We start from the raw sequence: 15470 nt of genomic DNA, 5'->3' as shown, positions 1-15470 counted from the left end.
TATGAAGAAAGTCGGTTTTTTTCAATCTATTCATTTAAAATTTGTACTCATATATATGCTATTAATATTGATAGCTATGCAAGTTATTGGGGTATATTTCGTAAGAGAGTTAGAAAAGAGTCTTGTACAAGGTTTTAGAGATTCTTTAACGCAACAAACGAACTTATTATCGTATAACTTGAAACAAGAGTTTAAAAAAAGTTATACAAAAGCAGAGACAGAATCAACAGGTGAAACGATTAAAACTTCCATTCGAAAATTTGCCTCTGATCGAAAGAAGGATATTCAAGAGGTAAGTGTATTTGATGCGAATAGAAAGCTGCTCGCTATTTCAGATGAGTCAAAGCAAAACAAGGTAAATAGAACGTCAACTGATATAGCTGTTCAGCGGGTATTGGTACAAAAAAAACCAGAAGTGAAAATTGAGAAGGATGGCCGTACAGGTCACCGTGTACAAGTTATGATTACTCCTATTATGGATGATAACAACAAAGATGCACTTGGTGCTATTTACGTTGTTGCATCCATGGAAGATGTTTATAAGCAGATGAAGGATATTAATCAAATCTTTGCGACCGGAACCGTTATTGCATTACTCGTAACAGCTGTACTTGGAATTTTGTTAGCTCAAACGATTACGAGACCAATCTCTGATATGCGAAGACAAGCAATTGAAATGGCAAAAGGAAACTATTCAAGAAAAGTAAAAGTGCATAGCCATGATGAAATTGGACAATTAGCATTATCTTTCAATAATTTATCAAAAAAATTACAACAAGCTCGTTCTTCAACAGAAAGTGAAAGACGTAAATTGTCATCCGTATTATCACATATGACAGATGGAGTAATTGCTACTGACCGAAAAGGGGACATTATTTTATTAAATGATCCTGCGGAAAAGATGCTAAATGTTTCGCGTGAAACGGCGCTCGATCAATCTGTTTTAGAAGTATTGGGAATACAAGAAGAATTTACGCTCGATCATTTATACGAAGAGCCGGATTCTGTTTTATTAGATTTTAGTACGAGAAATGAGCCATATATTTTACGCGCTAGTTTCTCTGTTATTCAAAAAGAGACAGGGAAAGCAAATGGTTTAATTGCCGTATTATATGATGTGACTGAGCAGGAGCGTATAGAAAGAGAACGCCGCGAGTTTGTAGCAAACGTCTCTCATGAATTAAGAACGCCATTAACGACAATGCGCAGTTACTTAGAGGCACTTACAGACGGTGCGTGGCAAGATCCAAATATTGCACCACAGTTTTTAACAGTTACACAAGAAGAAACAGAAAGAATGATTAGACTTGTAAATGCGTTATTGCAACTATCTAAACTCGATAGTACAGAACATCGTTTAATGAAAGAATGGGTCGACTTTACTGACTTCTTTAATAACATTATTGATCGTTTTGAAATGTCTAAAGAGCAAAACGTAAGCTTCAAACGATCTTTCTCTAAAAAATCTCGATTTATTGATATGGATACGGATAAAATTACGCAAGTATTGTATAACATTATTTCGAATGCATTAAAGTATTCACCAGAAGGTGGAACAGTAACATATCGTTTACGTGATCGCGGAGAATTATTGGAGATTAGTGTAAGTGATCAAGGAATGGGGATTCCGAAAGAAAACGTCGATAAAATCTTTGAACGTTTTTATCGCGTAGATAAAGCACGTTCAAGACAAATGGGCGGTACAGGACTTGGATTAGCAATTGCGAAAGAAATGATTGAGGCACATGGTGGCTCGATTTGGGCAAAGAGTGAGGAAGGAAAAGGGACAACAATTTATTTCACATTGCCTATGGCAGCAGATGAAGAGGACGAATGGGAATGAGTATGGAGAATGTTAAAACGATAGTTTTAATTAATTTAGTTGTAATTAGTCTATTTCTTACTTTTAACTTATGGACGTATGTGCCAGATTCCACATCTATGCAAAACGCAAAATTTGTACAGGGGAATGAGGGAAATACTCAAACGAAAATCGCCGATGTTGTCCGCCCTACTTCTATCATTGTGCATAAAGATAAAAATCATTACGGGAGCAAAAGAGAGGGAGATATAGAATCAATCTATAGAACTTTGGAAGCAGGGGAATTACATGAGTTCAAAGAGATATCGATTGCTAAGGCTGACTTTCTTTCTTATGTGCATGGTGAAGGGAAAATTGAACTTATTTTCCCTACCAACATCCCATTTGATGCAGTTAAATCTATGTTTAGTATGAAAGAAAAGAGTATAGATAAGCCTAAACACTTTAATCGAATTATTCTTGACCCTTCTAGAAGTAGGGATCAAGAAATTAAAATTAATTTTGTTTCCGATGGTGATAACTCTAGAATATATGAAGCAAAATTAAGTGGTGTGTATTTAAAAGATATTGTAAATGCACAAAATCAATTTATAGTATCAGCGAAACCTTATTTTGACTATCAAATTAATGATATGAAAAAGCTATTTTTACCAGATGGAACGACAGAATTAAGTAATATAACATATATTTCATCTAATTTGGCGGTTGATACATTTAAGAATGCTCTTTTTAGTGACCCACGTTATTTAAGCCCTATTATCGAGGGATCGAAAGAAATATTTACAGATGGTATTAGGTCTATGGAGATTGAAAATGATCAGCATATGCTAAAGTATAAAAATTCTTCTGTTTTAAGTGAGAAAAAGCCAGATAATTTAATGCTTTTACAAAAAAGTTTTGATTTTGTAAATGGTCACAGTGGGAGTTTGGATTCATATCGTTTGGACTATATGAATAAAGGACAGACAGTATTCCGCTTACAGGAAGATGGATATCCCGTATTCAATACTGATGGATTAGCTGAATTGAGACAAGTATGGGGATCAGAAGAAGTAATGGAATATGAAAGACCGTTGCTTTCTTTAAATACGAAAGGTATAGAGCAGAAGGTTACTCTTCCGTCAGGTCATGTTGTAATAGCATCCTTAGAAAATAATGCCGCGGTAGATAAAAGATCCATTAAAGACATTGGGATTGGATACAAATTATCACTAGATGGGCAAGTAGCGAGACTACAGCCAATTTGGTATGTAAAGTTTGTTGAAGATGAAGCTGGCAAACAAAAAATATATGAGTGGAATGAGGGGGGACTAAATGGATTGGGATCGGATTAAAACCATATTTATTGTGACCTTTTTTGTTTTGGACCTCTTTCTCATTTTTCAATTCATTCAAAAGCAAGATAGTAATCAATTGGAGCTTATTGCAGAAACAAAGATAGATCAAGAATTAAAAGCAAACAAAATTACTATGGGTAATTTCCCTAAAGAACCGAAAAAAGAGTCATTTATTAGGGCTGAAAACAAGGCATTTAAAGAAGAAGACATACAGTCTTTAAAAAATCAAACGGCGCATATACAAAATATGTACAAGATAGAAAGTAAGCTAAAAGAGCCCTTTTTAAATACAAAATCGTTATCAAAAGATAAGTATAATGATTTTTTGAAGAACTATGTATTGGATGGACAAAAGTATGAGTTTGGAGCGATGAAAGATTCTAAAATTTACTTCTTCCAAAAATATAAAGATAAGCCTATTTTCTATAACGATCAGGCGATGATTGTTGTGGAATTAAATGAAAAAAATGAACTTGTGTCGTACACGCAGACGATGTTAACAGATTTAAAAGAAATGGGCGAAAGTGAAAAAACGAAACAGCAAGAAATTATTACTGCCCAAACCGCTTTAGAAAATCTGTATTTAAAAAATAAAATTCATGGGAATACACATGTAAAAGAAGCGCAAATTGGTTATGCCAACCTTACCGCATCTACTTCTAATAACCAAGTACTTGCTCCAACGTGGAACTTAAAGACGGAGCAGAAGCAGGACTTCTTTGTAAATGCAATTGAAGGACAAGTTATGGAATTAGGGGAAAAGGAAAATCAAGTGGTTGATGAACATACTGGAGTGAGAAAGAATGGGTTTGCATTTTAGCGTACTTGCAAGTGGAAGTACAGGGAATATGCTATATGTAGGAACAGATGAAAAGAAGTTACTTGTCGATGCAGGTTTAAGTGGTAAAGCAACAGAGGCTTTATTTAAACAGGCAGAATTAAATATAAATGATGTATCGGGTATTCTTGTAACACATGAACATAGTGACCATATTAAAGGCTTAGGTGTATTGGCACGTAAATATGATTTACCTGTTTATGCAAATGAGAAAACATGGAATGCAATGGAACACTTAATAGGAAATATCCCAACTGAGCAAAAGTTTATTTTCTCAGTTGGGGATGTGAAAACATTTGGTGATATTGAGGTCGAGTCATTTGGGGTGTCTCATGATGCGGCAGAGCCGATGTTCTATGCTTTTCATAACAATAATAGAAAATTAGCCCTTATTACAGATACAGGGTACGTGAGTGACCGTATGAAAGGTGTTATTAAGGGAGCTAATGCTTTCGTATTTGAAAGTAATCATGACGTAGAAATGCTTCGTATGGGACGTTATCCATGGAGTATTAAACGACGTATTTTAAGTGATGTGGGGCACGTTTGTAATGAAGATGCTGCATTAGCAATGGCGGATGTAATTACAGATGAGACAAAACATATTTATTTAGCCCATTTAAGTTTAGATAATAACATGAAAGAACTAGCGCGTATGTCAGTATCACAAGTATTAGAGGAAAAGGGATTTGGAGTGGGCGAAGCCTTTGAAATTCACGATACAGATCCAAAAATGCCGACAAAAATTCAATACGTATAATTCTTCATTTTAGTAAACAATAAAGGTGAATATAGTTGTTTTCAGGAAGATAGGTGAACAAATATGTCCTTTATTGATGAAGAAAATTATCGTATGAAACGTGCAAGAAAAAAGAAGCATAAAGGTATTGTTATTTCTAGCATAGCAGGAACAATTGTAGGAGCTTCTTTATTTGCATTTGGAGCTCCTTTATTTTCAAATGATACGGATGCGTTTCCGCAAGCTGAAGCAAGTGGAAGTAATATGGCGGAAGCTCAAGGCATTAAACAAATTAGTTTTGTGGATGCTGTTGATCGTGCGTCTGAAGCTGTTGTTGGAGTTATTAATATTCAACGAGATAATTTTTCAGAGGCAGATTCAGAAGCAGGTACGGGATCAGGTGTAATTTATAAGAAGACAGATGGTCAAGCTTACATTGTAACGAATAATCATGTTGTTGCTGGAGCAAATCGTATTGAAGTAAGTTTAAGTGATGGTAAGAAGGTTCCTGGAAAGGTATTAGGAACCGATGTGGTCACAGATTTGGCTGTACTAGAAATAGATGCAAAGCATGTGAAAAAAGTAATTGAGATTGGCGATTCTAATACTGTTCGTAGAGGAGAACCAGTCATTGCGATTGGAAACCCGCTCGGGCTCCAATTTTCTGGAACCGTCACACAAGGTATTATCTCGGCTAATGAGCGTATTGTCCCTGTAGATTTAGATCAAGATGGACATTATGATTGGCAAGTAGAAGTATTGCAAACAGACGCAGCAATTAATCCGGGTAATAGTGGTGGTGCGCTTGTAAACGCAGCAGGCCAATTAATTGGTATTAACTCAATGAAAATTGCGGCAAAAGAAGTAGAAGGAATTGGGCTAGCTATTCCTGTTACTAGAGCTGTTCCAATTATGAATGAATTAGAGAAGTACGGAAAAGTAAGAAGACCGTATGTTGGAATTGAACTGAGATCATTAAATGAAATTCCAAACTACTATTGGTCAAAAACATTGCATTTACCAGGCAATGTAACAGAGGGAGTTTGCATTTTAGATGTGAAAAGCCCTTCGCCAGGTACAGATGCTGGTTTGCGAGAACACGATGTGATTGTAGCAGTAGATGGGAAACCAGTTCGCGATATTATCGGATTCCGTACGGCCTTATATGATAAAAAAATTAATGATAAAATGACTCTTACGTTTTATCGTGGTACAAAACGAGCAACAACAACGGTTAAACTAGGCATTCAAAAGTATTAAAAACAGGAGGGCCTACCTCCTGTTTTCTATTGTAGAAAAGTGAGGTGAAGAATATGAACTTAGCTTGTTGTTTAGAACATGTTGAATTAGCTTTAGATATTATTGTGGATGAGTGTGAAGTCGCGCCAGTTATTAACAATGTGGATAACTCAGAAAAAGAGAAAAAAACATGTGAATTTTGTCAAAATGAGGCGACATATGTTGTATCGAACACAGATTCTCACACAATATGTGGGTAACAATTGTGGATATGTGGATAAGTTATGTGGATAACATGTTTGTAAGGTGGGGAATACGTGTGAATATCTCGATTATTTCAATTGGGAAATTAAAAGAAAAATATTTAAAACAAGGTATAGCAGAATACTTAAAACGATTATCTGCATACGCAAAAGTAGAAGTAATTGAATTGCCAGATGAAAAGGCACCAGAAAATTTAAGTGAAGCAGAAATGTTAATTGTAAAAGAAAAAGAAGGTATACGTATACTAGATAAAATTTCTGATGATACGCATGTCATTGCGTTAGCGATAGAAGGAAAGCAAAAATCATCAGAAGAATTTGCAGTAAGCTTAGATCGTCTTGCTACATATGGGAAGAGTAAAGTTGCCTTTGTAATTGGCGGATCACTTGGACTAAGTTCAGAAGTAATGAAGCGTTCAAATGAATCTCTTTCTTTTTCAAAGATGACGTTACCACATCAATTAATGCGATTAGTATTGCTTGAGCAAGTGTATAGGGCGTTTCGGATTAATCGTGGAGAACCGTATCATAAATAGTAATAGTACATTCAAACGGCTACAGATGTGGCCGTTTTCTATATTTCCTAAAATAAGTATGTTTCTATTTCTAAAAAAGTATGCTGTAATATGAAGAGGAAAAAGTATAAGTAGTCATAGAAGTGAGGAGTTAAAGGTGAAGAAGTTTAAGAAATTTTACTTGGAGATTACGAGTGTATGTAATCTTGCGTGCAGCTTTTGTCCGCCGACGGAAAGACAGAAGCAATTCATTTCTGTGGAGGATTTTGCGAAAAGGTTAGACCAAATTAAACCACACACAGACTACATTTATTTGCACGTGAAGGGTGAGCCGTTGCTGCATCCAAAAATAGATCAATTGTTAGATTTAAGCCATGAAAAAGGGTTTAAAGTTAATATTACAACGAACGGAACGTTAATTAATAAGAGAAGGCATAGATTGTTAAATAAGCCTGCTTTAAGACAAATGAATTTTTCACTGCATAGTTTTGATGGGCACCCAGGTTCACAAGACAAAGAGGGGTATGTAAGAAGTATACTTTCCTTCATTAGAGAGGCGACAAGTCAATCGGATTTAATCGTTTCACTTAGATTATGGAACTTAACGCAGGATAATAAAACAAATGCTGAAATCCAGAAGAATAGAGAGTTATTATCTATCATTGAAAATGAGTTTAATTTATCTTATCAAATTGAAGAGAAGCTTACACCAGGAAAAGGTATAAAAATTGCGGAACGTGTCTTTATTAATCAAGACTATGAATTCCAGTGGCCAGCATTGCATGAAGAAGAGGATGATGGAAAAGGATTCTGTCATGGGCTTCGAAATCAAGCTGGTATTTTAGCGAACGGAACGGTTATTCCTTGTTGTTTAGATGGTGAAGGGATTATTAACCTTGGAAATATTAATAATGATTCATTCTCTAACATTATAGAAGGCGAAAGAGCAACAAACATTGTTGATGGATTTTCCAGAAGAGTTGCAGTTGAAGAGCTATGTAGAAAATGTGGATACCGTAAAAGATTTGGAAAGTAAACATGAAATAAGCCCTCATAAAGCGAGGGCTTATTTTTTATCCCGCTATTTGCCGGGCAGTAAGATTCCTACCTCAAAATTCAGCGGAAGCAAAGAAGTTAGGTAGGGAATCAACTGTCCGTAAAAGCCCGATTGGTGAGGGCTAATAATCAGTGGGGGATGGCCCCCACTGATTAAAGTTTCACTTTATTCTTGATAAGAGCGCTCTAATTCATCAATTAAGGAACCAACGTAAGAAACAGCTCTGCGGATTGTATCTGGTTTTGACATATCGACTCCAGCATGTTTCATTAATTCCAGTAGTTTCATCGTACCACCAGCGCGAAGTACATCTAACCAGCGATCAACAGCAGGTTGTCCTTCTTCTTTAATCATTTGAGCCACCGCAGTAGATGCAGTGAGGCCTGCGGAATACGTGTAAGAATATAAGCCCATATAATAATGAGGTTGACGCATCCAAGTTAATCCAGCACCTTCATCAATTTTTACGGAATCTCCCCAGAATGTTGAAAGTACATTTGCTTTTATTTCAGTTAAAGTTGTAGCTGTAAGTGCTCCACCTTCTTCTGCTAGGCTGTATACTCTTCTTTGATATTCTCCCTCAAGTAAGTGAGTAACAAAGTTATGATAATATGTGCCGAGTAGTTGCAGGATCACCCATCTACGCATTCTCTTATCGTCATTCGTCGCTAATAAATGCTGGGCTAATAGTAATTCATTCATTGTAGATGGTGCTTCAACGAAGTACATAGATGGACGTACATTCATAATACGCTGGTTTTTATTTGCTAAATAAAAATGACCAGCATGCCCAAATTCATGAGCCAATGTGAAACAGCCGCGCATCGTATTTTGCCATGTAATTAAAATGTACGGATGAGAACCATATGGACTTGAACAAAATGCTCCAGTTGACTTGCCTACGTTATCTGCAAGGTCGACCCATCTTTCTTTGAATCCTTTTTCGATAATGGAACTATATTCATCCCCGAGTACTTGTAAAGAGTCTTGAATAAGTTTTCCAGCTTCTTCGTAAGTAATTGTCGGATTAAATTCGGGATCTAAAGGTGCGTGTAAGTCGCAGAACAGCATTTCATCGAGTCCTAATACTTTCTTTTTTAAATCTGCAAAACGGCGCATATGAGGCGCCAATTCTTTATAAATAATATCGAGTTGATTGTTATACATTTCAAGTGGAACTTTTTGAGGTTCCAAAAGCATATGAGTAACAGATTCAAATTTGCGTAAGCGAGAGAGTGTTACTTGTTTTTTTACTTCAGTCGCATATGTTGTTGCCACTGTATTCTTATATCGTTTCAAGGTGGAAACAAATGATGAGTATGCTTTCCTACGTATGTCTGCGCTTGGAGAAAACTCATATTTGCTTTCAAATAATGCAAACGACACAGGGAGTTCATTTCCTTGTTCATCTTGTATGGAGTTAAAATCCATATCGGCTAATTTAGTCATACCGTAAATTTTGTATGGAGAACTATGTACTTCGCCAAGTGCAGCAAGTGCTTCTTCAGTTTCAGGAGAGAGCGTGTGCGGCCTTTTTTGTAATATGTCTAGTAATGATTTACGGAAAGGTTCAAGTTTTGTTTCTTCCGTTAAATATTTTTCAATTGTGCCTTCTTCTAATGAGAGAATTTCATTATGAATAAAGGATAGCGCCGTATGTACTTTCGTCCATAAAGCGGCAATTTTGGAAGAGTTCGCTTGAATAACTGGATTTGTACGATCAGTAGATTCTTTTAAATTTGCATATGAATATAGTTTTGTTAACTTCATTAAAAGCTCTTCTTCTAAAAGTAGGCAATGTAATAAGGTGGTAGGGCTATTGTGTAATTGTCCTTTAAACGCATCAAGTTTTTTTATATCATCTGTTAATACACGTAATGCAGTTTCCCACTCTTTATCAGATTCGTATAAATCAGAGAGGTCCCATGTTAATTCAGTAGGAACTTCTGCACGAATATAGCGTTTCTCAATTACATCTTTCATATATTATATCCCCCTTATTATAAGTATCTAAAAATATGATACTAGAAAATTCAGTAAAATTAAAATATTTTACATTTCTATATATGAAAAAGGACAAGCATAAAACTGCTTGTCCTTCGAGTTAAGTTTAAAAATTAATATACTTTATCACCGTTGAAAATAGAGTTTTTTACGACTACATAATCTACAGTACGAATGGAGTCTAATTTTGTTCCACCAGCGTAAGAGATAGAAGATTGAAGATCTTGTTCCATTTCGATTAAAGTGTCTTCTAAAGAACCTTTATGCTCAACGAACATTTTCTTACCTTCAACGTTTTTCTTCTCACCTTTTTGGAATTCAGAAGCTGAACCGAAGTACTCTTTATAAAGTTTGCCGTCTTTTTCGATTGTTTCCCCTGGAGACTCTTCATGACCAGCGAATAGAGAACCGATCATAACCATAGTCGCCCCAAATCGAATAGATTTAGCTACGTCGCCATGTGTACGAATACCACCGTCAGCGATAATTGGTTTACTTGCAGCTTTTGCACACCAGCGAAGTGCAGCTAGTTGCCAACCACCAGTTCCAAAGCCTGTTTTAATTTTAGTAATACAAACTTTACCAGGTCCAATACCAACTTTTGTTGCGTCAGCACCAGCGTTCTCTAATTCTCTTACCGCTTCTGGAGTTCCAACGTTTCCAGCGATAACGAAGCTTTCTGGTAAATGCTTTTTAATATGTTGAATCATGTTGATTACAGCATTAGAATGTCCATGCGCAATATCAATCGTGATGTATTCAGGCGTAAGGTGCTCAGCAGCTAATTGTTGTACGAATTCATACTCGTCTTCTTTTACACCAACGCTAATAGAAGCGATTAATCCACGTGATTGCATATCTCTGATGAATGAGATTCGTTTCTCTGGTTGGAAACGATGCATGATATAGAAGTAATTATTTTCAGCTAAATACGTTGCAATTCTTTCATCAATAATCGTTTGCATATTTGCAGGTACGACAGGTAATTTAAATTTATGTTTTCCTAAAGTGACAGTTGTATCACATTCAGAGCGGCTATTTACAATGCATTTTGCAGGAATTAATTGAATATCTTCATAGTCGAATACGTTTTCCATCATTTACACCCCTAAAATACGAATATTTTATTTTTATTAATTAAAAATGTTCGTCCATATGATAATTTACATTGTTTTCATTAAAAAGTCAAAGGATTTCTTAACGTTTTTTTAAAAAGTAGATTTTATATGTAAAAAACAACGTTAAAAACGAATTTAAAATGTTTTTTGTTTTATATTGTTCGTCTATAAAAAGGTTGAAAAATTAAGATAATTATACAAGGATGTATGTATTCTTTTTATTTTTTTTGAGTGGATGTAGGATTCTATGAAAAGGTTAATGCTAATAATACGAGCAAAAGATGTTATCAAGTAGTTGAACAATATATGAAATGATAAGGTTTATTTCTATGTAAAAAGATGAATCTGGCATAATCCATCTTTTTATGTGAGGTTTCAAGTATAATAAGTAGGGCGATAGTAACGTATACAAAAGATAAAAAAGAAAATAATACAGAATAAAATGAGGTTAATATATGAGTGAAAAAGGGTTTTTTGAGTATAAATTAAGTAAAGAAATTGTAAGGGCACTTACTGGGTTAGGGTATGATCATCCAACAGAAGTACAAGGTAAGGTTATTCCAGTCGCATTACAAAAGAAGGATCTTGTTGTGAAGTCCCAGACGGGAAGTGGAAAAACAGCTTCATTTGGTATTCCACTTTGTGAAATGGTGGAGTGGGCAGAGAATAAACCACAAGCATTAGTTTTAACACCAACGAGAGAGCTTGCGGTACAGGTGAAAGAAGATATTACAAATATAGGGCGATTCAAAAGAATTAAAGCCGCCGCAATTTATGGTAAATCCCCATTTGCACGTCAAAAATTAGAGTTAAAGCAAAAGACGCATATTGTAGTAGGGACTCCAGGGCGTGTATTGGATCATATTGAAAAAGGGACCCTTTCTTTAGAGCGATTAAAATATTTAGTGATTGATGAAGCGGATGAAATGCTAAACATGGGCTTTATCGATCAAGTAGAGGCAATTATTGATGAATTACCTACAAATAGAATGACAATGCTATTTTCAGCAACTTTACCGGAAGATGTTGAAAGGTTATCACGTACATATATGAATGCACCAACTCATATTGAAATTAAAGCGGCTGGGATTACGACGGATAAAATTGAACATACTCTTTTTGAGGCGATAGAAGACGAGAAGCTTTCACTACTTAAAGATGTAACAACGATTGAGAATCCTGATAGCTGTATTATTTTCTGCCGTACACAAGAAAATGTAGATCATGTATATAGACAATTAAAACGAGCTAACTATCCTTGTGACAAAATACATGGTGGTATGGTACAAGAAGATCGTTTTGAAGTCATGGATGATTTTAGAAAAGGAAAATTTCGTTATTTAGTAGCAACAGACGTGGCTGCGAGGGGAATTGATATTGATAATATTACACATGTTATTAATTATGATATTCCACTTGAAAAAGAAAGCTATGTACATCGTACTGGAAGAACGGGACGAGCTGGAAATAGTGGAAAAGCTATTACATTTATAACACCATATGAAAATAGATTTTTAGAAGAGATTGAGGAGTATATTGGCTTTGAAATTCCAAAGGCAATTGGACCTTCAAAAGAAGAAGTTATGAAAGGGAAAGCTGCATTTGAAGAAAAGATACATGCTAAACCAATTATAAAGAAAGATAAAAATGCAGACATCAACAAAGGCATTATGAAGCTTTACTTTAATGGCGGGAAGAAAAAGAAAATTAGGGCGGTAGATTTCGTCGGTACAATCGCTAAAATTAAAGGTATTACAGCAGAAGATATAGGCATTATTACGATACAAGATAATGTTTCTTACGTTGAAATATTAAATGGAAAAGGACCACTTGTCTTGAAAGTCATGAAGACTACAACGATTAAAGGGAAACAACTAAAAGTTCATGAAGCAATTAAGTAAATAAAAACTATCCACTTTAATAGGTGGATAGTTTTTATTTATGATTCTTTTAAATCATCCACTAGTTGCTCCGCTAAACGTCTATACATATTACTCATAGTCACGAAGGATGTTAGTAGTAGAAATTTTTCTAGCTTTGTGTCTTCTAAGGAAGAAATCTCATTTACTTCTGTAACACGGTTATTTACGTCTTGTTTAAAGCTTTCGACATTGCTTTCAGTAAGAGCAAGATAATTTTTGTATAACGTATTTAATTCGAATGAATCATCATTTAATAAGGAGTCATTTATAGTTTCTAATGAACTTTTTATGTCGTTAATGGAAAGAGCACCTTTTAATTGATAAATTAAGCTAATTAAAATCATATGCTCTTTTGAATACTTTTTATTTTTGATAGGGATGAATAGTTTCCCTTTTGCGTAATTATTAATCATCGTTTTTGTTAATACTTTTTCATCATCCGTTCTCGTTGTATCTGCATAAGTATTCTCAAATAGTTGGACAACTTGATCTACATATAAGTCGACATTTGGAATATCCTCAAGTTTAATATTTTTTTCTAAATGCAATGTCTCAAGTAATTCATTTATATTTTCCACGTAGAATCCCTCACTTTTATAACTTAGTGGAACTTAATGTCTAATACATCCTTAAATATGGTATTACGAAACAAATAAATTGTAAATGTTGACCTTAAAAAGAAATGTGTATATAATTACACGTAGTTATTAAAACTACATGTAATTATATGAGGGGTGTTATTATGAATGCTTACGTAAGGGAACCAGTTAATGCATTTACTCACTTAGGTGGAGCGATATTATCATTTATTGCCTTATTAGCTATGCTTGTGAAAGTTTCTATCAAGATGCCATCATTTGCTGCAATTACAGCTGTTATTTTGTTTGGGATTGGAATGATGGTCCTTTATACGGCATCAGCTGTATATCATAGTGTTGTGGCCAATGAACGTGTTATTTACTTCTTTAGGAAGCTAGATCATTCTATGATTTTTATATTAATTGCAGGTACATATGCACCCTTTTGCTTAATTACATTAAATTCAGCAAGTGGTTTGCTATTATTTTGTTTAGTCTATGCAACTGCGATTTGTGGCATTGTGTTTAAAATGTTTTGGTTTAATTGTCCAAGATGGTTATCGACAGCAATTTATATTACGATGGGTTGGTTAATTGTTTTATTCTTTGCACCGTTAGCTGAGAATTTAAGTACAGGGGGCATTGTTTTCTTAGTACTTGGGGGCATTTTTTATACAATTGGTGGATTTATTTATGGAACAAAGCCAAAATGGCTAGAGTTTAAATATATGGGACATCATGAGATTTTTCACGTTTTTGTATTATTAGGTAGTCTTGCACATTTTCTAAGTGTATATTGTTACGTAATTTAATAAGAAAAACGCCACATAACAAAAATTATGTGGCGTTTTTCTTATTACTTGATTGGAATCGTATATGTTATAAAATTATTATGGGATAAAATGTAAGTTTCTGTGTTCGCATATTAAACATAGGATAAGAAATATGTGATATACTTTGAGAAGTTTATAATGAATGAAATATGGAGGACTATAATTATGGCAATACTTGTAACAGGTGGAGCAGGGTATATTGGTAGTCATACATGTGTAGAATTACTAAATAGCGGTTACGAAATTATAGTAGTTGATAATCTTTCGAATAGCTCGGTAGAATCTATAAATCGAGTGAAAGAAATAACAGGAAAGCAATTTAAGTTTTATAAAGAAGATGTTTTAAATCAAGAAGCACTTGACGCGATTTTTGAAGAAAATGCAATCGAAGCAGTTATTCACTTTGCAGGGTTTAAAGCTGTAGGGGAATCAGTAGCAATTCCATTAACATATTATCATAACAACATTACGAGCACTTTAGTGCTATGTGAAGTAATGCAGAAACATAATGTAAAGAAGATGATTTTTAGTTCATCCGCAACTGTATATGGTATCCCGGAAACGTCACCGATTACAGAGGAGTTTCCATTAAGTGCAACAAATCCATATGGTCAAACGAAATTAATGATTGAGCAAATTATGCGTGATGTAGCATTTGCAGATAGAGAATGGAGTATCGCATTACTTCGCTATTTCAACCCATTTGGTGCACATGAAAGTGGACGTATTGGAGAGGATCCAAATGGAATTCCAAATAACTTAATGCCATATGTCACACAAGTGGCAGTAGGTAAGCTAAAAGAATTAAGTGTATTTGGAAATGACTACCCAACGAAAGATGGAACAGGCATCCGTGACTACATACATGTTGTAGACTTAGCAAAAGGTCACGTAAAAGCGCTAGAGAAAGTACTGAATACAACAGGAGTAGATGCTTATAATTTGGGCACAGGTACAGGGTATAGTGTACTTGAGATGGTTGAAGCATTTGAAAGGGTTTCAGGAAAAAAGGTTCCTTATAAAATTACAGAGCGTCGTCCTGGCGATGTGGCAATATGTTTTGCAGATGCATCAAAGGCAAAACGTGAACTAGGATGGGAAGCAAAACGTGGATTAGAAGAAATGTGTGCAGATTCTTGGAGATGGCAATCAAATAATAAAAATGGCTATTTGGAAGTTTAATATGTAGATATAAAAAATGACCT

The 15470-nt window shown here is 34.8% G+C and carries 14 protein-coding genes; 11 read left to right on the top strand and 3 right to left on the bottom strand.

Features of this window, described 5'->3' with window-relative positions; genetic code table 11:
* Position 1: 1 nt before the first annotated feature.
* The 8 genes from walK to ACTFR9_RS18565 all read left to right on the top strand — a co-directional run bounded on the left by walK (position 2) and on the right by ACTFR9_RS18565 (position 7789).
* Positions 2 to 1843, top strand: a complete 1842-nt coding sequence (walK, locus tag ACTFR9_RS18600; protein WP_000755380.1) for a cell wall metabolism sensor histidine kinase WalK — start codon at positions 2 to 4, stop codon at positions 1841 to 1843.
* Complete coding sequence (locus ACTFR9_RS18595) at positions 1840 to 3156, top strand: YycH family regulatory protein (RefSeq protein ID WP_000061586.1); 1317 nt, start codon at positions 1840 to 1842, stop codon at positions 3154 to 3156. Before walK ends, ACTFR9_RS18595 begins: the two co-directional genes overlap by 4 nt.
* Complete coding sequence (locus tag ACTFR9_RS18590; protein WP_000383723.1) at positions 3137 to 3979, top strand: two-component system regulatory protein YycI; 843 nt, start codon at positions 3137 to 3139, stop codon at positions 3977 to 3979. Before ACTFR9_RS18595 ends, ACTFR9_RS18590 begins: the two co-directional genes overlap by 20 nt.
* Positions 3963 to 4757: an MBL fold metallo-hydrolase gene (locus ACTFR9_RS18585; RefSeq protein WP_000522836.1), complete on the top strand. Its 795-nt coding sequence runs from the start codon at positions 3963 to 3965 to the stop codon at positions 4755 to 4757. Before ACTFR9_RS18590 ends, ACTFR9_RS18585 begins: the two co-directional genes overlap by 17 nt.
* Before the next feature lie 63 nt (positions 4758 to 4820).
* Positions 4821 to 5996, top strand: coding sequence for a S1C family serine protease (locus tag ACTFR9_RS18580; protein ID WP_000008039.1), 1176 nt, complete (start codon positions 4821 to 4823; stop codon positions 5994 to 5996).
* 53 nt (positions 5997 to 6049) lie between these two features.
* Positions 6050 to 6235 (top strand): CxxH/CxxC protein, encoded by a 186-nt coding sequence (locus ACTFR9_RS18575; RefSeq protein WP_229136579.1) that lies wholly within the window; start codon positions 6050 to 6052, stop codon positions 6233 to 6235.
* Between the two features lie 59 nt (positions 6236 to 6294).
* Positions 6295 to 6774: a 23S rRNA (pseudouridine(1915)-N(3))-methyltransferase RlmH gene (gene rlmH, locus ACTFR9_RS18570; RefSeq protein ID WP_001027003.1), complete on the top strand. Its 480-nt coding sequence runs from the start codon at positions 6295 to 6297 to the stop codon at positions 6772 to 6774.
* Between the two features lie 136 nt (positions 6775 to 6910).
* Complete coding sequence (locus ACTFR9_RS18565) at positions 6911 to 7789, top strand: radical SAM/SPASM domain-containing protein (RefSeq protein WP_000713636.1); 879 nt, start codon at positions 6911 to 6913, stop codon at positions 7787 to 7789.
* Between the two features lie 186 nt (positions 7790 to 7975).
* Here the strand turns inward: ACTFR9_RS18565 and pepF are convergent, their stop codons facing one another.
* On the bottom strand, positions 7976 to 9793 hold the full coding sequence (gene pepF, locus ACTFR9_RS18560; RefSeq protein WP_229136580.1) for an oligoendopeptidase F: 1818 nt from the start codon (positions 9791 to 9793) through the stop codon (positions 7976 to 7978).
* Between the two features lie 134 nt (positions 9794 to 9927).
* Positions 9928 to 10911, bottom strand: a complete 984-nt coding sequence (gene guaC, locus ACTFR9_RS18555; protein WP_000432434.1) for a GMP reductase — start codon at positions 10909 to 10911, stop codon at positions 9928 to 9930.
* 476 nt (positions 10912 to 11387) lie between these two features.
* Here guaC and ACTFR9_RS18550 point away from each other — a divergent pair, with 476 nt between their 5' ends.
* Entirely contained in the window at positions 11388 to 12833 is a 1446-nt protein-coding gene (locus ACTFR9_RS18550; RefSeq protein ID WP_001290603.1) for a DEAD/DEAH box helicase, read from the top strand.
* Positions 12834 to 12871: 38 nt separating this feature from the next.
* On the opposite strand, the gene ACTFR9_RS18545 is transcribed toward ACTFR9_RS18550, so the two are convergent.
* Positions 12872 to 13432: a DUF1836 domain-containing protein gene (locus ACTFR9_RS18545; RefSeq protein ID WP_000427879.1), complete on the bottom strand. Its 561-nt coding sequence runs from the start codon at positions 13430 to 13432 to the stop codon at positions 12872 to 12874.
* Positions 13433 to 13596: 164 nt separating this feature from the next.
* On the opposite strand from ACTFR9_RS18545, the gene trhA reads away from it, so the two are divergent.
* Complete coding sequence (gene trhA, locus ACTFR9_RS18540; protein ID WP_000995364.1) at positions 13597 to 14244, top strand: PAQR family membrane homeostasis protein TrhA; 648 nt, start codon at positions 13597 to 13599, stop codon at positions 14242 to 14244.
* 186 nt (positions 14245 to 14430) lie between these two features.
* The gene (gene galE / locus ACTFR9_RS18535; protein WP_000996533.1) at positions 14431 to 15447 is read left to right on the top strand and encodes a UDP-glucose 4-epimerase GalE; all 1017 of its coding nucleotides are present in this window, start codon (positions 14431 to 14433) and stop codon (positions 15445 to 15447) included.
* Positions 15448 to 15470: the final 23 nt, after the last annotated feature.

The organism is Bacillus cereus group sp. MYBK222-1, from assembly GCF_051916425.1.
In the GTDB taxonomy this organism is placed as follows: Bacteria; Bacillota; Bacilli; order Bacillales; family Bacillaceae_G; genus Bacillus_A; species Bacillus_A paranthracis.
The sequence above is the reverse complement of the archived record's forward strand: the minus strand, read 5'-3'. Positions and strand labels throughout refer to the sequence as shown.

Bases quoted from the DNA above. Each gene is read 5' to 3' on its own strand.
- guaC (WP_000432434.1), bottom strand. From the start codon at position 10,911: ATGGAAAACGTATTCGACTATGAAGATATTCAATTAATTCCTGCAAAA.
- pepF (WP_229136580.1), bottom strand. From the start codon at position 9,793: ATGAAAGATGTAATTGAGAAACGCTATATTCGTGCAGAAGTTCCTACT.
- galE (WP_000996533.1), top strand. From the start codon at position 14,431: ATGGCAATACTTGTAACAGGTGGAGCAGGGTATATTGGTAGTCATACA.
- ACTFR9_RS18585 (WP_000522836.1), top strand. From the start codon at position 3,963: ATGGGTTTGCATTTTAGCGTACTTGCAAGTGGAAGTACAGGGAATATG.
- trhA (WP_000995364.1), top strand. From the start codon at position 13,597: ATGAATGCTTACGTAAGGGAACCAGTTAATGCATTTACTCACTTAGGT.
- ACTFR9_RS18590 (WP_000383723.1), top strand. From the start codon at position 3,137: ATGGATTGGGATCGGATTAAAACCATATTTATTGTGACCTTTTTTGTT.
- ACTFR9_RS18595 (WP_000061586.1), top strand. From the start codon at position 1,840: ATGAGTATGGAGAATGTTAAAACGATAGTTTTAATTAATTTAGTTGTA.
- walK (WP_000755380.1), top strand. From the start codon at position 2: ATGAAGAAAGTCGGTTTTTTTCAATCTATTCATTTAAAATTTGTACTC.
- ACTFR9_RS18580 (WP_000008039.1), top strand. From the start codon at position 4,821: ATGTCCTTTATTGATGAAGAAAATTATCGTATGAAACGTGCAAGAAAA.
- ACTFR9_RS18550 (WP_001290603.1), top strand. From the start codon at position 11,388: ATGAGTGAAAAAGGGTTTTTTGAGTATAAATTAAGTAAAGAAATTGTA.
- ACTFR9_RS18575 (WP_229136579.1), top strand. From the start codon at position 6,050: ATGAACTTAGCTTGTTGTTTAGAACATGTTGAATTAGCTTTAGATATT.